The 19,785-nt window shown below is 38.8% G+C and carries 17 protein-coding genes; 7 read left to right on the top strand and 10 right to left on the bottom strand.

Translation table 11 applies throughout. The annotated features are described in order from the left end of the window. Positions 1-8 precede the first annotated feature (8 nt). The 5 genes from AC0VZ4_RS09505 to AC0VZ4_RS09485 all read left to right on the top strand — a co-directional run bounded on the left by AC0VZ4_RS09505 (position 9) and on the right by AC0VZ4_RS09485 (position 5,076). On the top strand, positions 9-719 hold the full coding sequence (locus AC0VZ4_RS09505) for a DUF969 domain-containing protein (protein WP_475441556.1): 711 nt from the start codon (positions 9-11) through the stop codon (positions 717-719). Continuing rightward, on the top strand, positions 716-1,741 hold the full coding sequence (locus AC0VZ4_RS09500; protein WP_475441555.1) for a DUF979 domain-containing protein: 1,026 nt from the start codon (positions 716-718) through the stop codon (positions 1,739-1,741). The genes AC0VZ4_RS09505 and AC0VZ4_RS09500 overlap by 4 nt, the downstream gene beginning before the upstream one ends. After that, on the top strand, positions 1,734-2,402 hold the full coding sequence (gene pcp / locus AC0VZ4_RS09495) for a pyroglutamyl-peptidase I (protein ID WP_475441554.1): 669 nt from the start codon (positions 1,734-1,736) through the stop codon (positions 2,400-2,402). Before AC0VZ4_RS09500 ends, pcp begins: the two co-directional genes overlap by 8 nt. A gap of 153 nt (positions 2,403-2,555) precedes the next feature. Beyond that, positions 2,556-4,229: an asparagine synthase B gene (gene asnB / locus AC0VZ4_RS09490; RefSeq protein ID WP_475441553.1), complete on the top strand. Its 1,674-nt coding sequence runs from the start codon at positions 2,556-2,558 to the stop codon at positions 4,227-4,229. After that, positions 4,213-5,076: a PhzF family phenazine biosynthesis protein gene (locus tag AC0VZ4_RS09485; RefSeq protein WP_475441552.1), complete on the top strand. Its 864-nt coding sequence runs from the start codon at positions 4,213-4,215 to the stop codon at positions 5,074-5,076. The genes asnB and AC0VZ4_RS09485 overlap by 17 nt, the downstream gene beginning before the upstream one ends. 151 nt (positions 5,077-5,227) lie before the next feature. Here AC0VZ4_RS09485 and AC0VZ4_RS09480 read toward each other — a convergent pair whose 3' ends face one another. The 7 genes from AC0VZ4_RS09480 to AC0VZ4_RS09450 all read right to left on the bottom strand — a co-directional run bounded on the left by AC0VZ4_RS09480 (position 5,228) and on the right by AC0VZ4_RS09450 (position 12,246). Further along, positions 5,228-6,406, bottom strand: coding sequence for an IS4 family transposase (locus AC0VZ4_RS09480; RefSeq protein WP_096792381.1), 1,179 nt, complete (start codon positions 6,404-6,406; stop codon positions 5,228-5,230). 592 nt (positions 6,407-6,998) lie between these two features. After that, positions 6,999-8,216 (bottom strand): IS4 family transposase, encoded by a 1,218-nt coding sequence (locus AC0VZ4_RS09475; RefSeq protein ID WP_475439682.1) that lies wholly within the window; start codon positions 8,214-8,216, stop codon positions 6,999-7,001. Positions 8,217-8,308: 92 nt separating this feature from the next. Further along, on the bottom strand, positions 8,309-9,487 hold the full coding sequence (locus tag AC0VZ4_RS09470) for an IS4 family transposase (protein ID WP_475441551.1): 1,179 nt from the start codon (positions 9,485-9,487) through the stop codon (positions 8,309-8,311). A gap of 339 nt (positions 9,488-9,826) precedes the next feature. Next, entirely contained in the window at positions 9,827-10,273 is a 447-nt protein-coding gene (locus tag AC0VZ4_RS09465) for a response regulator (protein WP_008133516.1), read from the bottom strand. A gap of 333 nt (positions 10,274-10,606) precedes the next feature. Further along, positions 10,607-11,179 carry a MiaE family protein gene (locus AC0VZ4_RS09460; RefSeq protein WP_475441550.1) on the bottom strand — a complete coding sequence of 191 codons (573 nt, stop codon included), beginning with the start codon at positions 11,177-11,179 and terminating at the stop codon, positions 10,607-10,609. A 48-nt stretch (positions 11,180-11,227) separates the two neighbouring features. Then, a complete protein-coding gene (locus AC0VZ4_RS09455) occupies positions 11,228-11,860 on the bottom strand; it encodes a sulfotransferase (protein ID WP_033029593.1) in 633 nt (210 codons plus the stop codon). A gap of 14 nt (positions 11,861-11,874) precedes the next feature. After that, positions 11,875-12,246: an MAPEG family protein gene (locus AC0VZ4_RS09450; protein WP_149605286.1), complete on the bottom strand. Its 372-nt coding sequence runs from the start codon at positions 12,244-12,246 to the stop codon at positions 11,875-11,877. A gap of 205 nt (positions 12,247-12,451) precedes the next feature. Between AC0VZ4_RS09450 and AC0VZ4_RS09445 the strand changes: the two genes are divergently transcribed. Further along, positions 12,452-13,711 carry an IS4 family transposase gene (locus AC0VZ4_RS09445; RefSeq protein ID WP_475441549.1) on the top strand — a complete coding sequence of 420 codons (1,260 nt, stop codon included), beginning with the start codon at positions 12,452-12,454 and terminating at the stop codon, positions 13,709-13,711. A 61-nt stretch (positions 13,712-13,772) separates the two neighbouring features. Beyond that, complete coding sequence (locus tag AC0VZ4_RS09440; RefSeq protein WP_475441548.1) at positions 13,773-15,119, top strand: DUF2254 domain-containing protein; 1,347 nt, start codon at positions 13,773-13,775, stop codon at positions 15,117-15,119. Between the two features lie 134 nt (positions 15,120-15,253). Here the strand turns inward: AC0VZ4_RS09440 and AC0VZ4_RS09435 are convergent, their stop codons facing one another. The 3 genes from AC0VZ4_RS09435 to ggt form a co-directional block, all read right to left on the bottom strand. Then, positions 15,254-15,979: an SIMPL domain-containing protein gene (locus tag AC0VZ4_RS09435; RefSeq protein ID WP_007377161.1), complete on the bottom strand. Its 726-nt coding sequence runs from the start codon at positions 15,977-15,979 to the stop codon at positions 15,254-15,256. A 154-nt stretch (positions 15,980-16,133) separates the two neighbouring features. After that, positions 16,134-17,828 carry an NAD-dependent malic enzyme gene (locus AC0VZ4_RS09430; RefSeq protein WP_007377162.1) on the bottom strand — a complete coding sequence of 565 codons (1,695 nt, stop codon included), beginning with the start codon at positions 17,826-17,828 and terminating at the stop codon, positions 16,134-16,136. A gap of 141 nt (positions 17,829-17,969) precedes the next feature. After that, positions 17,970-19,742, bottom strand: coding sequence for a gamma-glutamyltransferase (gene ggt, locus AC0VZ4_RS09425; RefSeq protein WP_475441547.1), 1,773 nt, complete (start codon positions 19,740-19,742; stop codon positions 17,970-17,972). Positions 19,743-19,785: the final 43 nt, after the last annotated feature.

Below are 19,785 nucleotides of genomic sequence, written 5' to 3'. Positions count from 1 at the left end.
GGAAAACTATGTTCGATTTAAATTATTGGCCGCTTATTGGCATTCCTGTTGTAGTAATCGGTTTTGCACTGCGCTTTAACCCTTTACTAGTGGTTACCTTTGCAGGACTTGCGACCGGCTGGGCAGTCAATCTTGATTTTATCAGCTTACTGCAAACGTTTGGCGAAAAGTTTATGAACTCGCGCCAATTAGCGAGCTTCATTTTAATTTTACCTGTTATTGCACTGCTTGAACGTTATGGATTACAACAACGTGCTCGCGATTGGATTTCACAAATTAAAACAGCCACCAGCGCGCGTATACTCGCTCTTTATTTTATTGTTAGAGAATGCTCGGCTGCACTTGGTTTACTCTCACTCGGTGGGCAAGCACAAACGGTTCGTCCTTTGCTTGCTCCTATGGCATTAGGAGCTGCTACAAATAAATATGGCGAATTGCCTAAACCCGTAAAAGACATGATCAGCGCCCATGCGGCGGCGGTTGATAACATTGCGGTATTTTTTGGTGAAGACATATTTATAGCCTTTGGTGCTGTTTTACTTATGGATGCATTTTTAAAAGAAAACGGCATAACCGGTATTGAACCCCTGGATATTGGTTTATGGGCAATCCCTACTGCGCTATGCGCCTTGGTTATTCACTTATTTAGACTAGCTCGACTCGAAAGTAAAATTGCAAAAGCGGTTGCTAAATATAATGCACCGGAGCCAATACTATGAGTAAAGTAATTGATACTGATGTATCGCACACAAGCACTGCACTAGTGACCATTGAAAACATATACCTGCTTATTGGCATCATGGTGATGTTTTTAGTAGTACGTACCCTGCAAGACAAAAATCATCCAAAAAGGCTTACAACCGCCCTATTTTGGTTTTTATTTGGCAGTAGCTTTTTACTTGGTGATTTTGCTATTGCAACTCTTGGTGCACAAACAACGTATTTAATGGTGGGTATTAGCGTATTACTCATTGCTTTATTAGCCGGCTTAAATTTAGTGTCCATGGGAAGTTACTCTATTCCTAGCGAGCAGGATCAAAACCAAAGCGCTAAAACTCTAGGCAATAAGTTATTTATTCCCGCTTTAATGATCCCAATTGTTACCGTAGTCTTTACTGTACTATTTGATAATGTAGCTATAAACAATGTTTACTTACTTGATCAACGCCATTTAACGCTCGCCTCCTTAACCATTGCATGTATTTTTGCATTACTTGTTGGCTGGAAAATAACCGGTGGTAGCCCTGTTCAAGCCATAAGCGAATCACGCCGTTTAGTAGATTCTATTGGTTGGGCAGCCATTTTACCGCAAATGCTAGCCATGCTTGGTGGGGTATTTATTGTGGCGCAAACAGGCGACTCTATTAAAGAACTAGTTACTTTATTTATAGCCCCTGATAACCGTTTTATGCTGGTTGTTTTGTATTGTATAGGTATGGCATTTTTTACCATGATTATGGGTAACGCGTTTGCTGCATTTCCGGTGATGACTGCTGGTATAGCGATGCCATTTTTAATTGAAGGTCATGGCGCAAGCCCTGCACCTTTAGTAGCGCTAGGTATGTATAGCGGCTATTGCGGTACGTTAATGACGCCGATGGCAGCCAATTTTAATATTATTCCTGCCGCTCTTTTAGACTTAAAAGATAAGTACCATGTAATAAAGGTTCAAATTCCGACGGCAGTTACCTTACTCGCCGTTAATATTATTTTAATGTATAGCTTGGTGTTTAATGACTAAATCAACTTCTTCAATGGCGTGTGTATTAATAACCGGCTTTGCGCCTTTTGGTGGCGAAGCTATAAATCCTTCTTGGCAAGCAGTGCAAAAGCTTGATGAAACTATCATCATGAAACACAAAATATGCACACTAGAACTTGCCTGTGAATTTAATACGTCTATCAGTCAGCTTATAAACGCCATTGAGTCGCACAATCCGGCGGTTGTTTTGTGTATAGGCCAAGCCGGTGGGCGCAGTGAAATATCAATAGAGCGAATAGCAATAAACGTTGACGATGCACGTATTAAAGACAATGCAGGTAATCAACCTGTCGATACACCAATAGAAAAAAATGGCCCTGATGCCTATTTCACAAACTTACCAATAAAGCGCATGTTACAAGCATTGCACAACAGTAATATACCAGCTGCCATTTCGAATACGGCAGGCACGTATGTGTGTAATCACGTTATGTATGGTCTTATGCATTACATAAATGATCACTGCGCTGTAATGAAAGGTGGCTTTGTTCATATCCCTTATTTACCAAGCCAAGCTGTGCACCACAATGGCGCACCAAGCATGAGTGAGGAAACCATTATTAACGCGCTAAAAGTGATGGTTGCGCAAGCTTTGAACAATAATAGTGACGTAAAAATAGCAGCAGGAACCACACATTAACCACTTTGGTGCAGTTAAATATAACTTGGTGCATAAATTATTCTTAATTAATTGTAAAAGCTATGTGACTTGAGTAATTTTTTCTGATAAAACAAGGTTTCGCAGCACAGCAAATTGGCTTTGCTGCACACATAATAGGAATGAGGAGTTACTATGTGTTCAATTTTTGGGGTATTAGATATAAAATCTGATCCCACTCAATTGCGTACCCAAGCAATTGAAATGTCAAAGCTGCTTAGACACCGAGGCCCAGATTGGTCTGGTGTATACGCATCTGAAAAAGCTATTTTAGTGCATGAGCGTTTAGCTATTGTTGGTGTATCAAGCGGTGCACAGCCTTTATACAATCCTGAAAAAACAAATATTTTAGCGGTTAACGGCGAGATTTATAATCATAAAGAACTTGCAGCAGAGCTAGATGTTGATTTTACTTTTCAAACTCAATCAGACTGTGAAGTTATTTTAGCGCTGTACAAACAAAAAGGGCCTGACTTTTTAAATGACCTAAATGGCATTTTTGCATTTTGTTTATACGACGAAGAAAATGACGCCTACTTAATTGGCCGTGACCATATTGGTATTATCCCGCTTTACACTGGTCACGACGAGCACGGTAACTTTTACGTTGCTTCTGAGCTAAAAGCACTTTCTCCAATTTGTAAGCATATTGAAGAATTTCCACCAGGGCATTACCTGTACAGCAAAGATGGCAAAATGACACCTTATTACAAACGTGATTGGGAAACATTTGATGCAGTTAAAGATAACAGCGCACAAGCGCAAGACGTTAAAGATGCGTTAGAAGCAGCCGTTAAACGCCAGCTAATGTGTGATGTACCATACGGGGTATTACTTTCTGGTGGTTTAGACTCATCGGTTATCTCTGCTATTACCCAGCGTTTTGCTGCAAAACGTATTGAAGATAACGATGAAAGCGATGCATGGTGGCCTAAGCTGCATTCTTTTTCAGTAGGCCTTGAGGGCTCACCTGATTTAGCCGCTGCCCAAAAAGTAGCTGACATGATTGGTACTATTCACCACCCTATCATTTTTACCATTCAAGAAGGTATTGATGCACTGCGTGAAGTGATTTACCACATTGAAACGTATGATGTAACAACGATTCGTGCCTCTACACCTATGTACTTAATGGCTCGCCAAATTAAAGCGATGGGCATTAAAATGGTGTTATCTGGCGAAGGTGCTGATGAGCTATTTGGTGGTTACTTATACTTCCATAAAGCCCCTAACGCACAAGAGTTTCATGAAGAGCTAAACCGTAAAGTATCAAAACTGCATATGTTTGACTGTTTACGTGCTAATAAATCAATGGCGGCATGGGGTGTTGAAGCACGTGTACCGTTCCTTGATAAAGAATTTGTTGATGTTGCTATGCGTATCAACCCTGAAGCCAAAATGTGTAAAGATGGCAAAATTGAAAAACACATTTTACGTGAAGGTTTTGATGGCTACTTGCCTGATGAAGTTTTATGGCGCCAAAAAGAGCAATTTTCAGACGGTGTTGGTTACAGTTGGATTGATACGTTAAAAGAGTTTGTAAATGAGCAAGTGAGCGATCAAGAGCTTGCAAATGCTAAATTTAAATACCCTATTAATACGCCAGATTCAAAAGAAGCTTACTACTACCGTACTATTTTTGAATCGCACTTTCCGGGTGATGCATCAGCGAAATGTGTACCACATGGTAAATCGGTAGCGTGTTCGACTCCTGAAGCACTTGCATGGGACGCATCGTTCCAAAACAATGCAGATCCATCAGGTCGTGCTGCGGGCGTTCATAACGACGCGTATGCAAGCAAAGGTTAATACTCTTTGTTTAACGAAGCGTAAGCCCAAATGGCTTGCGCTTCGCTTTATAAAACTCACTTCCACCGAATCTGTTTTTTATAGCCCTGCAAATAACTTAAAAGGCTCTAGTGCTTTAATTGTTATTTATAAAAATGGGTTAACATCAAAAACAATGCAATATATTGCATCACAATCAAACCACCCTGCTACCGTATTTTTAAATCAAAATGAGATAACTAAACGCCATTGTAATATTCGCTGGTTTAACCAAACAAGTGAAATTAAACGCTGTGGACATGGCACTTTAGCGGCCGCTAATTTTTTAATAAAGCATTTTGGTTATTGCCCAGAAGCACTTACATCAATGAGTAATGAGCGTTTTACTATAAGAGTAAAAAAACAACGCACCCAGTTATTACTAAAAAGCATAGAGCCTAAAAAAAGCGAATTAGCTGCAGGTGAGTTAAAAAGTGTGTTTTCATCAGCAATAAAAGCAGCCTACAGTACCGGCGATAAAAACGGTTATACGGTTGTATTATTTAATGAAGAATTTAGTAAAGACGTTGAAAAAGACGATTTAAAAAGCTTACACGTTGATTTTAAAGCTTTGAGTAAACTCCACAAAAATGCAGTAATTGCCCTTAGTATAAAAAATAAAGACAAGAAAAATTCCAGAGCGCATTTTAGATACTTTGCACCCCAGTTTGGAGTAAATGAGGACAGTGCAACGGGCTCAGCAATAACTGTTATTGCCCCTCTGCTATTTAGACTACATGGTTTAAATAAAGTTAAGCTTATACAGCAATCAAATAATGGCGCATTGCTAAATTATGAGTTTAACAATGCTAAAGTTGTCATTTACTAGGGCGTGTTGACCTTTGCGAATTGAAATTTGTTCAATCTAGGGGCGATTAAATCGCGGCGCGAGGTTTGTAACCTAGTGGGCTAAGTAAAAATCGAGCAACAAAGAGTTTATCGCCCCTATGCAGAACCCGAAGGGCTGAGGGATCCCCACTTTATCCAGCGGCCTCTTTTTGATAATTAAAAATAAAGTTTTTTAAACTTTTTTCTATATAGCTTTGTGTAATACGTCTCTTACATAGCTTTATGACTTGCTTGGCTAAGGTTAAAAATGAAAGAACTCGGCGATTCTTAACACTATTTGCTTGAAATTTTATATGCCACTTTCTTTTTTCTGCTTCACACCCTATAAACCATAACGCAGTGCTCGCTATTGTGGCTATCAAGCATAATATTCCTATTCTATTTATGCCGGTGCTTTTACTAAAACGCCACGAAAAACCATATCTCAAACTTTTGTCATCGCGGAAATTTTGCTCTATTTGCATTCTTTTACTATATAAACCAACTACTCGCTTACTCGTCATTGTATTGTCTGATGTCGCGAGTAACCATGGCTCTTTCGCTAAGTTTTGATACATTTTTGTATCTTTCGTAAATCTGCTTTTTCCTTTTCTTCCTTTATTTTTTCCATGATATACGTGTAAAAATGCATCGCATGCTGTCGGGCTGGACTGAGTTAGTCTTGCTTGACCTAACGCCTTTGGTATATCGCTGGCACCAGCCCTAAGTTGTTTTAATGTATGCCATTGTGATTGCATGGCTAGTTTACACTTCATTGAGCCTCTTAATCGACCTATCATATGCCAACCAAGTTCGCGTACTTTACTATACCAAGGCGTAAGAAAGCCGCCGTCTGTTACAATATAGACACTAGGATGTCGTCCAAGCACTTCATAAAGTTCATCTAAAAACAGGCTGTTGGTTGCTGGGCTATCAAAATTCTTCTGCTCAACAATCATGTTATAAATCACGATAGAGCGCCCATCCACAAGTAAGCTTGCTCGCAGTAAGTGATAGTCGTGACCACAGGCACCGCTCCAGTCAACGGCAATTGCAAGCATTGGTAAAGAGTCGATAATAGGATGAGCTAATGCTTTATAGATAGCGACCCTTTCATTGTAGAGGTGAGTATTTTTTAAGAAGCGATCAACGCGTTTTATTTTATGTTTTACATCCACAGCGCCAGACAAATTTCTGCCGATTTCAGTTAAGGTAAGTTTATTGCCCGAAATTAATGCATTACTGCAGCTTAGTAATGTTTTTACTCTGGCATTATTGAATGGCGCTAATGCATGTTTAAAGTACTTATGGCAAACTGATGTGTCAGGCATAGCAGTTGTGACTTATGTGGGTTGTGGTGATTTACATAAGATCATAAATTGCTGTGCCTGTCACGTTTTGGGGATTCGTCAGCCCTAAGGGCAGTGTATGTTTGGTATTTATGCTGCGTTATCGCCTATTTATGGGGAATGACCACACTACATAGCCTCTGCCTTGCCTAAAAACCAAACACACTACTGCAAATTCAATCGCCAAAATTCAACATACCCTAATGTTGTGTTAAATCATATTCATATTACAACTTGATTAAAGATACTTATCGGCTTATAAATTTATAATAGCCTTGAAGAAAAATTTGCTCCTTGCTAGCCGGCTTTTGATTATTTTTACGTGCATGCAAGCATGAGAAATAACGCATAAGCTGTTACCGAACCGCTAAGCTATAAATCTAGGAGCGATTAAATTGCGCATAAATTAAACAAATTTCAATCCTAAAAGACTAACAAGCCCTCATAGCTTAGTTCTTAAGGAACACAGACCGTGTGACTTCCTATCTTAAAACGGCAAATATCATTGTTTTTCTCAATGCTTTGCCGCTTACAATTTACCGCTAGTAGCCTAAGGGATCCCCAAAAATAATCATTAAGTTTCAATTACATCACTCACATCCATATTTTTCCAATTGAGTTGCACTACCACTTGTGCGAAATAGGCGAGCCCTTCTAAATAATCTCGCCGTCGCAGTTTAATGGACTGTTTTTTGAAGTATCGCAACCCAACAAATGCCCATGACACTACTCGCCTGCTTTTGGTTGAGTTAGCTTGAAAAGATCCTGTCTTTCCTGCTTTGTCTATCACTGCACCCAGCATCATTGAGAACCAATGCGCCAGTGTTGCGAGCAGTAAAAGTATGTCTAATCGGTAGAGTTTGTTCGTTCTGTGTAGATCTGAGCCTAAGCCGAACCTAACACTTTTTTGATCTCGAAATCCGGCTTCTATTTGCATTCTCATACCATATAATTTGAGCACTTTTTCGAGAAAGTGGTGCCTTTTTGGAAGTGAAGAAACGAGTAGCCAAGGCTCCTTATAACCACGTTTTTTATCTCTTTTTAATAACTTATGCCCCTTGCCAACCAGCACTGCATGCGTTTGATATTTTGCACTTTTGGTCAACTCGGTCGCGCCAAGATACTGGCTCTTACGTTGATTGCTCTTGAATAGTGACTGGCATGGAACAAACTCATCGCTGCCCTGCGTTTTCAAGTGTGCCGTACCTCGAACTCGGCTAATATAATGCCAGCCATTGTTTCGCACGGCTTTGAGCCAAGGAACTTTAAAGCCCGCATCCGTCACAATGACGGGCCGGCAATCACTCGGCAAGATCAGTTTGAGCATCTTCAAGAACCGTTTTTGTACTTTTGGGCAATGATATTGAAAGCTGAGTGCACTTTCCTGATACAGGGTTAAAGAGCGACCTTCACTGACAATGCTGGCACGCAGAATACAATATTTGGTTTGTGTATCGGCATGACTCCAATCAACCAAAATGACGGGATGCTTTTCAGTGACCACAAAACGGCTTAAGTGAACATAAACCGTTGTTGATTCACGTAAAAGCTCGTGGTTACTGAGCAGTCGATCAATACGTTTAATATCATGTTTTTCAGTGGTTTTTGAATTCAAATTGCGACCGATAGACGTCAAGGTGCATTGCTGACAGTGCAAAAGAGATTTAACGGCAGCGACTAGAGTATTAAATCTGGCTTTATGAATTGATTTAGGGGTGACAGCGCGGAGCATATTGTGCAAAATAGTAAAAGCATTCATGGTGTTTAGCTCTGTTGTTTGTAAGTGATTCATAAGATCACAAAACACCATGAATGTTCCCTCGCTTCCCACATTTTTTAATACTGTTAGTTTATTGATATATAAAGGCTAATTCTGGGGATACTTTAGGCTAGTAGCTCAAATACACGATGTATCTTATGGCTGCACCGTGTTTGTTCTATGCAATCCAGAATATCATCCAACCAAAGATAGCTGCACTTACTCGCTCTAAATGTCGAGATCGCACACTTAAACATACCCGCTGCACTATGGCAGATAAAACGCTTGATAAGTGTTTGCAGTATGCTCAGCCAAACCAATGATTCGGCAATATGAGGATCTCGTGTGATGAACCCTTTAAGGTTATTCCATGACTTTAGTTCTTTGAAAAACAACTCAATTTGCCAACGAGTTGCATATATATCGAGTAGTTCGTCAAAGCTAAACTGTGCCTCTTTTAAATTAGTAACAAGGAAAACGGGGCGCTTTTCATTCGGTAAATAGATAAGCCTGTACTCGGGCCCATTTTTCTTCCAATGTACTGTTAATTCAAGTGGTTGGCTTGCGAATTTATCGAGTAACGTTTTGATTTTAATGTTCTTTTCTTTAAGTTCTATACCCGCGCAATAAGCTGATGTAACGATTGGGTTAATGTTTTTATTTGCTCTGATCAAAAAATATCCGCCATCTTGAGCTACTTGCTCAAAGTAATCTAAGTCAAAATACCCAGCATCAGCAAGTAATAACGTATCTTCAAGTGTGTGGCTACCTGGTAAAAAGGCGCGCTCAGTTTCAACATCAGGACGAATATCTATTTCGCAGGGTTGTTCATTAAATAGGTCATAGGTAACGTGCAACTCAATTGCGGCAGGACTTACAGCAGTAAAACGACCAGCAAAAACCTGCGCTAATTCATCATGTAGAGCAAATGAAGAACCATCTTGCAATAACACTCGCTGTATTCCTCGCTGGGTAAAAAAGGTTTTATCCAGCGTGTTTACAGTCAATTTAGACATCGCTTGAATAACGAGCTCACGGACAAGCTCAGTCAAGGCTGGTTTTCGAATTTGATTATGAAAGGGTTTATAACTTATCGTGCAATCAGCCTGCGTTCGCAAGTTTTGATGGATATCTGACAAGTTAGCGTCTTGCAGGCAAGATAAGCTTTTAAATACGGCTTTGAGCAGAGAAACGATCGACAGGCAACGGTGTCGAACTTGAAATCCAGAGGTTTTTGCAAGCTCAATGAGGTGTTTTTCTGAGATAAGGGCTTTTAATTGGTTTGAAACTTGGTTAGTCTGCATGTGAACTCTGTTTTTAGTCATGTTTTTATTGGCGTAACTATTTGATCATTAACAGAGTTCAACTTCAAGTTTTCTTAAGATCCAACCTATGAAACCACTTTAAGAAGTGTGAAACGTTTGCTCTTATATTTGCAACAATTACAAAAGCGAAGTTGCTAATACTTTGAAGGAATAATTTGAAGTAATTATTGTTATTAAAGGATTTTTACAAGTTTAAATAAATTAAAGGTTTAATATACACAAAAGCGCTAAATAAATATTAGCGCTTTGAAAATTACAATTTAAGTTTTTAGTAAGCTATAAATAAAAACAGTGAACCGCCCTACTGTTTTTTATAAATCAGACCAATAAGGATTTAATATTTTCAATAAGCACATTTTTTTTAACTGGTTTTAATAATTGGCCATCAAAACCTAAATTAATATATTTATTTTCACTAAAAGTATGTGCAATAATTTTTGTTGTGGTTTTATCAATGTGCTTTCTTATTTTTAGCATCGCATCTGTGCCCGTAAATTCAGGCATAATTATATCCATTAAAATAATGTCATAATTATTTTGTGAAACCATAATAAGTGCTTCTGCTGCACTTGAAGCAAAATCAACGTTAAAACATTCATCTTCAAGCATTTTTTTTATAACAATCTCAATTAAAAGATCGTCATCTACCAACAATACATTGATAAGTTTATTTTGGCTTTGTGTTATGGAGGAAATGTTATTCGGCATCGCTTTATTAGCTGGCTTTGGTTTTACAAACTCTTTAACATTACTTTCTGATGACATTGATAATTTACTCCTAGTATTTTTTGAGTTTGTAACTTATATAAAATTAATTACTTACTATGTAGGTATATATCGGCAGCTTGAAGAATTTACTTAATAATATATAACCACTGTTCTTTATATAAAGCAATTATTGGCCCAAGTAATTTATGTTTAAAATTAGTAACTTATTTACTGCTCAATAAGATTTTTAATTGTGATTAGCAAATTGCGATGCAAAATTAATTTTATTAAGCTGTTATCCGTGAGGTTCAGAAAGGCGGGTGTTTTTACTGTATAGGAAGTAAAACACAGACTTGATTATCTATGTTTTACAGTTTAACTAAAATAGTTTTAATGCAGTGCTGCCGTGAACGGGATGCTTTCACAGATTTTTTCTTCAGCTATAAGCAATTCTTCTAAACGTATATCCACTTCCTCTTTTTCGAAGTACTCGTAAGCAAGTTCAACAAAAAGATTTTTATGCTTTTCTTCTGATTTAGCGATAGCAACATAAAAGTCTTTTTCTTTACCCTCAGGAAGTGCTTGTGCAACTAAAGAAAAACGCTCGTGCCCTCTTGCTTCAATTACACCGCCAACCAGTAATCGGTCCATTAAAAAACCATCACGACCATGTCTAAACAGTGCACGAATTTGTTTTATATACGGATCTTTTTTGTCATCGCCTAAGTTTACATCACGCTCTAAAAGTAATTTAAGTACTTGTTTAAAATGTATTAATTCTTCTAGCGCTAAGTCGGTCATAGCTTTTACTAATTTACGTTTGTCTGGGTAATGCGAAAGCATAGACATAGCCATACCCGATGCTTTTTTTTCTGCAGCGGCGTGATCTTGTAAAAAAGTATTAAAGTCAGCAAGGACAACTTCGGTCCATTCAAATGGGGTGTGATATTTTAATTCAAACATGTTCTGTACAACTTAAATAATAATGCGGGGGATTTTAACGTATTTGATTTAAAAAATCTTGTAAGGCAGTAATTTATCTATGCGCCCTTTAGCCGTAGATTCAACTTTTAACGGGTGTTTAATATCGTTCCATGCGGTGACTTTACCGCCCATATTCATTTTTTCAAAATCAGTTTTATCACTTTTTAATGCTAAAAAGTTGCATAACTTTTTGTAGCTTTCTGGTTTTGCTATATCAATGGATAAAAAATCGTTGTCGCGGTTATTAAAGTACGTTTGAGCGTCATTAAAATGTGTTTTATAGCAGTGAGTTAAGTAACTATCGTCGCTAATATTATTAAGCGAAAGCTCACTAAATGTGTTTAAATAACAGCGTTTTATATGAATATTAAAGCCCCCGTCGCCGCGCGTTAAATTAGTGTGCATACGCGTTAAAAGCTGCTTTATTGATGCAAGCCACGCACTCAATTCGCGCTCTAAATAAATAAACTTAGAGTTTGGATAATGAATATCAAGCGCTTTAAAATCGTTAAATATGGGAGTGTCGGCAATTGCGCTGGCATTTTCAAAACAGGCATTAGTATACGCGGTATGCGCCGTTGTAATACCAAGCTCTAAAAATGCGTGGCACACACTGGTTGTGCCGGTACGCGGTAAACCTATTATAAATATTTTGCTCATTAACTTTTCTTTAATTAGCCACGTGTTACTAGCAATACAAAGGCGCTAACAATAATCACTAAAAATGTCGCAATAGTACCAATTTGGCGATATTTCAGGTTTTTTTCTACTATGCCTATATTTTGAAACACACGCCCTATTAATAACGCACCACCTAATATATGACAGTAATGGCTAGCAAGCCCTTGGTATTCTGCCAAAAAAAGTAAAATTAAAGCAATTGGCACGTACTCCATAAAGTTAGCATGGGCACGCACAGCACGTTGCAGCGTTGCGTTACCGTTATCACCAAGTGATATCTGCTCAGCGCGGCGCACTTTTATTACGTTAAAACTCAAATAAATGTAAAACAATGCAAGTAATGCAGCATAAGTTGAAATGATCATGGCGTTTTCCTGTTATTTTATCGCATAAGCATGCGCTTTATTATTGTGGGCGTGATAATAACATATAAATTTGAGCAGCATTATCAGAAGTTTAATAAATGCCTATGCTAAGCTCATAGGTTGGATCTTAAGAAAACTTGAAGTTGAACTCTGTTAATGATCAAATAGTTACGCCAATAAAAACATGACTAAAAACAGAGTTCACATGCAGATTAACCAAGTTTCAAACCAATTAAAAGCCCTTATCTCAGAAAAACACCTCATTGAGCTTGCAAAAACCTCTGGATTTCAAGTTCGACACCGTTGCCTGTCGATCGTTTCTCTGCTCAAAGCCGTATTTAAAAGCTTATCTTGCCTGCAAGACGCTAACTTGTCAGATATCCATCAAAACTTGCGAACGCAGGCTGATTGCACGATAAGTTATAAACCCTTTCATAATCAAATTCGAAAACCAGCCTTGACTGAGCTTGTCCGTGAGCTCGTTATTCAAGCGATGTCTAAATTGACTGTAAACACGCTGGATAAAACCTTTTTTACCCAGCGAGGAATACAGCGAGTGTTATTGCAAGATGGTTCTTCATTTGCTCTACATGATGAATTAGCGCAGGTTTTTGCTGGTCGTTTTACTGCTGTAAGTCCTGCCGCAATTGAGTTGCACGTTACCTATGACCTATTTAATGAACAACCCTGCGAAATAGATATTCGTCCTGATGTTGAAACTGAGCGCGCCTTTTTACCAGGTAGCCACACACTTGAAGATACGTTATTACTTGCTGATGCTGGGTATTTTGACTTAGATTACTTTGAGCAAGTAGCTCAAGATGGCGGATATTTTTTGATCAGAGCAAATAAAAACATTAACCCAATCGTTACATCAGCTTATTGCGCGGGTATAGAACTTAAAGAAAAGAACATTAAAATCAAAACGTTACTCGATAAATTCGCAAGCCAACCACTTGAATTAACAGTACATTGGAAGAAAAATGGGCCCGAGTACAGGCTTATCTATTTACCGAATGAAAAGCGCCCCGTTTTCCTTGTTACTAATTTAAAAGAGGCACAGTTTAGCTTTGACGAACTACTCGATATATATGCAACTCGTTGGCAAATTGAGTTGTTTTTCAAAGAACTAAAGTCATGGAATAACCTTAAAGGGTTCATCACACGAGATCCTCATATTGCCGAATCATTGGTTTGGCTGAGCATACTGCAAACACTTATCAAGCGTTTTATCTGCCATAGTGCAGCGGGTATGTTTAAGTGTGCGATCTCGACATTTAGAGCGAGTAAGTGCAGTTATCTTTGGTTGGATGATATTCTGGATTGCATAGAACAAACACGGTGCAGCCATAAGATACATCGTGTATTTGAGCTACTAGCGGTAAATTGTAAGCGGCAAAGCATTGAGAAAAACAATGATATTTGCCGTTTTAAGATAGGAAGTCACACGGTCTGTGTTCCTTAAGAACTAAGCTATGATGCTAAGCTAAGGGTATTAAGTAAGTAGAAAATTACATAAGGATTTTATGTTTGTACCTCGCAAAGTAGCCGACAGTTACCGTGAAATGATTAACAGTATTGGCTTTTACCCTTCTATGCTTTCAGTGGGCTTTTTAGTATTTGCCATTATAACTATGTCGGTTGAATATTTAGCCCCTATTGAGCAGCTAAAATCGTTTATATCGGTTGTACTTGTTGATAGCGCCGAAAACGCGCGTACTATTTTAAGCACTTTAGCAGGCAGTATTATTTCGCTTACCGTGTTTAGTTTTTCGATGGTAATGGTTGTTTTAAATTCGGCCAGTGCGAGTTTATCGCCTCGCGTAGTGCCAGGGCTTATTACGCGTAAATCACACCAAATGGTTTTGGGCTTTTATTTAGGCAGCATAATTTACTCAATTATTATGCTTATAAATATTAATAAGCTTGATGGTGGCAGTACGGCAATTCATTCAATTGGTGTGTTGTTCGCACTTATTTTTGGCTTGATTTCATTAGGTTTATTTGTATTTTTTATACATTCAATCTCTCGTGCTATTCAGGTTGATAATGTGTTAAATGGCTTATTTAGCCAAACTAAAAACGAAATTAAAACAATAATACAAAGGCAATCAGATCACCCCGTTGAAGACTTTCCAGACTTTAGCAAGTGGCACTCTGTTGTCAGTAAAACAGAGGGATATTATAAAGGCGTACATACCGATAAGCTGTGTGCCATTTTGGCAGAGCAAGATATAAAGGTATATATCTCTGTTAACCAAGGTTATTTTACAGTTAAAGGTTACCCGTTTTTAAAATGTAATAAAGATATAGTAAACGATGAAGAGCTGATAAATAAAATTCTCGACTGCTTTATTTTTTATATAGAAGAATACATTAGCGATCATTATCGTTATGGGTTGACGCAAATATCAGAAATTGCGGTTAAAGCAATGAGCCCAGGCATAAACGATCCAGGTACTGCGGTTAAATCAATTGATATGCTGAGCATTTTACTTATTCAAAGGCTTTCAATTAACGATATTAACTACTCGTTTAAGCACAGTGACAATGCCCCATTGCTATACCTTCATGAAACAAGCTTTGACGAATTATTACATGACAACTTTACGCCGCTTCGTAATTACGCAAAAGGCGATGCATACGTAATGACAAACGTGCTTGAGGCGTTTAAAAACATTTTGTTTATTGCGCACAAAGACACTGATGCACGAAACAGCTTGTTTAATTATTTAAATGCGATTGTTGATGACATCAATGAACATGTCACAAATGAATACGACAGGAGAGAAATAACTAATATGCTCAATGCAATTGCCCGCATTAGCGAAGAGCAAGGTGAGAAGTTGGTGGCACGTTTTGAGCACCACTAGGGCGTGTTGAATTATTTGGATTGAAATTTGTTCAATCTAGGGGCGATTAAATCGCGGCGCGAGGTTTGTAACCTAGTGGGCTAAGTAAAAACCGAGCAACATAGAGTTAATCGTCCCTAGGAAGAACCTATATTTTAATCTATGTAGTACACAGCATAGCTTGAAGCTGTTACTTTAATCTCTCCAGCATGGTAGGCATCAGGTACATAATTACTTGGTGCGCTATCAGCCATCATTACTTTTTCTGCACGCATATAAGGCTGTGATTGCACATTGAGTGGACTTAGTGATGCGCTATACAAACCTTTTAAATCAACGCCATAATCTTCACTAAACTCTTTTGCTGCATCGCGTGCATCTTTTATTGCTAATTTTTGCGCTTTTTTATGTAGTTCGTTGTAGTTACTTGCTAAAAATTGCGTTTGGTTAATTTCGTTAATTCCGTTGTTAACTAAGCTTTGTAGTAACTCTGGGTATTTATTTATATCGCTGAGTTTAACTGTTAATGTGCGAGAAACTTTGAAGCCTTTAAAGTCTTGGTTACCGGTTGTGCGGTTATATTGACTATCACGGTTTATTGAAATTTGCCCAGCATTTATATCACCTTCTCTAACCCCTACTTCTTTTACGAGCTTAATTGCTTTAGCGATGGTTAAATCGGTTTTATTTTTAGCTGCAATTAAGTCCTTATCAACTTCGGTAATACCTACACTAAGCTGTACGTAATCCGGCATTGTGGTAAGAGTGGCTTCGCCCTTTACGTAAATATGAGGGGCATCGGGAGTAGCTGCAGCAAGTGCATCAAAGCTAAGTACATTTAAAGCCAGCGCGCTACCTAAAACAAGGGTAAGAGTTTTCATTAAGTCGATCCTTTAATTTTGTTAAACCCAGTAAACACCGTACGCGGTTAATTAAATATGAACAAGCACAAAAAAACAGACATTTGCCTGTTTTTTGTTAAGCATTGTAACTGTGCCTACAACGTTATTTATTTTTAATTATGTATAAACCTAATTAAACACTACAACGCTTATAGTTACGGTATTTTGGTAACCAGTAATTTTTGTCTATTGCGGCCCATAAAGCATCATCAGTGATCTCAAGTGCAACACCTTCTTCAATCGCTTTTTTAGCAATAGCAAATGCAATACGTTTACTTAGCGTTTCAATTTCAGTAAGCGCAGGTAACAAACTACCTTTACCTGTATTGGCACGCGGCGACGACTCAGCAAGCATTTCACTAGACACACTTAACATTGCATCCGTAATACGCGTTGCTTTAGCGGCAATAACCCCTAAGCCAATACCTGGGAATATATAACTGTTGTTACATTGTGGAATTGGGAACGTTTCGCCATTGTACTCAACGGGTGCAAATGGGCTACCGGTTGCAACAAGCGCTTTACCATCAGTCCATTTAATTACATCTTCTGGGTATGCTTCTACCTGCTTAGATGGGTTACTTAATGGGAAAATAATAGGTTGCTCACAACCTGCGTGCATTGCACGAATTACCTGCTCGGTAAATAAACCTGGTTGGCCTGAAACACCAATTAAAATATCAGGTTCTGCACAGTGCATCACATCAAGAAGTGATGCGTATTCACCGCTGTAAGTCCAATCACTTAACGAGCCTTTAGGTTGTGCAAGTGCTTGTTGGAAGTCGCGTAAGCCTTCCATACCTTCACTAAGCAAGCCAAAACGGTCAACCATAAATACTTGGCTACGCGCTTGTGCTTCTGTAATGCCTTCAAAAACCATTTGGCTAATAATTTGCTCAGCAATACCACAACCAGCAGAACCAGCACCAACAAATACCACTTTTTGCTGGCTCAGTGTTGAATTTTTAACGCGACACGCAGCAAGTAAAGAACCAACCGTTACAGCCGCCGTACCTTGAATATCATCATTAAAGCTACAAATTTCATTGCGGTAGCGCTTAAGTAATGGCATTGCATTTGGCTGTGCAAAATCCTCAAACTGCAGCAATACATTTGGCCAGCGACGTTTAACCGCTTTAATGAATAAATCTAAAAACTCATCGTATTCGTCTTGAGCAATACGCTTATGGCGTGCGCCCATATACATAGGATCGTTCAAAAGCTTTTCGTTATTAGTACCTACATCAAGCATTACAGGTAATGTGTATGCTGGGCTTATACCACCACACGCTGTGTAAAGTGACAATTTACCAATTGGGATACCCATACCACCAATACCCTGATCGCCTAGGCCTAAAATACGTTCTCCATCGGTAACAACAATAACTTTCACTTTACCTTTTGTAGCATTACGTAAAATGTCATCAATTTGAAAACGGTCTTCGTACGAAATAAATAAGCCACGTGCACTGCGATAAATGTCTGAAAACTTTTCACAAGCATCACCCACTGTTGGGGTGTAAATAATAGGCATCATCTCTTCAAGATGGTCACGTACTAAACGGTAGTACAGTGTTTCGTTGTTATCTTGGATTGCACGTAGGTAAATGTGCTTATTCAAATTTTCGGTAAAGCTAGAATACTGCTGATAACAACGCTCCACTTGCTCTTCAATTGTTTCAAAGCGTGGAGGAAGTAAACCAGCAAGATTGAAATTTTCGCGTTCTTTTTTACTAAAAGCACTGCCTTTGTTTAATAGCGGCGTTTCAATTAGGCCAGGGCCAGAATGATGAATATATAAGTAGTTAGGATCAGTATTTGTTGTCATATTTCCAAGCTTTAACGGAGTCTTAAGTTATGATCTGTCATTATCATTGTTAGAAGTTTAATTGCAATGACAATTCAGTTGGTCAGACCATTGAGAAAAACACTTGCAAGCCTCACTGCCTGCAAGTGTATTATACATAAATTAAAATTTGATAGTGACGTGATTATCAGTTAAATCAGATAATGCAACACCTTCACGTCTCGGATCGGCGCCGCCATACAATTTGTTATTTTTAATTTCAACGGCATGTAAGCCTGAGTTCAAATCGAGAACACGTACATTGTGTCCGCGTTTAGTAAGCATAGGTGCAATAGCTTCAAGCGTTGTGCCTTTTTCAAGGCTGGTGTAATCGTTACGATTTGTTGTACGTGGTAAGTTTATAGCGTCTTGCGCTGATAAGTTCCAGTCAATAACGCCAACAACCACTTGCGCAACATAATCAATAATGCGACTACCACCAGGAGAACCCACAACTAAACGTAAGCTGCCATCTTTGTTAAATACCATTACCGGTGACATAGAGCTACGCGGTCGTTTACCAGCCTCCACGCGGTTTGCTACAAGTTTGCCGTTTTTACGCGGAGAAAGCGAAAAGTCGGTTAGTTGATTATTTAAAATAAAACCATTCACCATAACCGTAGAGCCAAACGCCATTTCAATTGAGCTGGTCATCGAAACGGCATTCCCTTTACTATCTACAATAGAGACGTGTGAGGTAGAAGGTAACTCGTATGAATCATCCATTGCGTAACTTAAATAACCCACAGGATTACCCGCAACAGCTGGTTGGTCGGTTTCTGTAATTAACTTAGCGCGTGAGGCAATGTAATCTTTGTTTAGTAGCTCTTTTGTAGGTACTTGGGTGAAATCGGGATCGCCCATGTACATATCGCGATCGGCAAATGCAATACGCGAAGCTTGGCTAAAGTAATGAATCGCTTTTTCGCCGTTTGGCTTAAGTGCGCTCATATCTTTATGTTCAAGTAAGCCAAGCATTTGCAGTACCGCAACACCGCCACTGCTTGGTGGAGCCATTGAACACACATTATAGGCACGGTATTGTATACATACTGCATCGCGTTCTTTGCTTTTGTAATCGGCTAAGTCTTGTACGCTTAATTTGCCTGGGGCAATTTTAGAGCGCTGTACAGCATTAACCATTTGTTTAGCATTGTCGCCTTTGTAAAATGCATCAATGCCTTGCTTTGCAATGTCTTTGTATAAATCAGCAAGCGGTTGATTCTTTTTAATTGTGCCCGCTTCAATCAGTTTACCATTTGGGTAAAAGTATTCGTTAATAATTGGCATACTCAACACGCCAGGGTTTAACTGGCGTGCTAATAAGCCATGTAAACGCGGCGAAATTACAAAGCCTTGCTCAGCAAGTTCAATAGCGGGTTTAAAAAGTTCTTCCCATGGCAACGTACCGTATTGTTTATGGGCGCTCGCAAAGGCATGTAAAATTCCAGGTACACCAACAGAGCGTCCGCCTACTACGGCTTCAATCCATTTAACGGCTTTACCGTGTTTATCTAAAAACAGCGTTTCGTCTGCATTTGCAGGTGCTGTTTCGCGACCATCAAAACTTGTCAGCTTATTGTTAGCTTTGTTGTAATACATCATAAATGTACCACCGCCAATACCAGAGGATTGCGGTTCAACTAAAGTAAGTACAAGTTGAGTTGCAATTGCAGCGTCAACGGCACTGCCGCCTTGGGCTAAAATTTGTTGGCCGGCTCTTGAGGCATATGGATTTGCCGCTGCAACCATATACTTGTCACCTACCACAACTTGCTTGTGACTAAGGCCCGTTGCTGCTTCTGGTTCGCGAGTTTCTATCGGTTGCTGTGCAAAAGAAGGTAATGTTATTGCGCACAGCCCAATAGCAAATAATGAGTTAAGTTTAAAATGCATAAAAAGTCTAAAAACACTTAATAACGATAAGGTAATTGGCATC

This window comes from Pseudoalteromonas sp. QJM3NY_22, assembly GCF_056173065.1.
The sequence above is the reverse complement of the archived record's forward strand: the minus strand, read 5'-3'. Positions and strand labels throughout refer to the sequence as shown.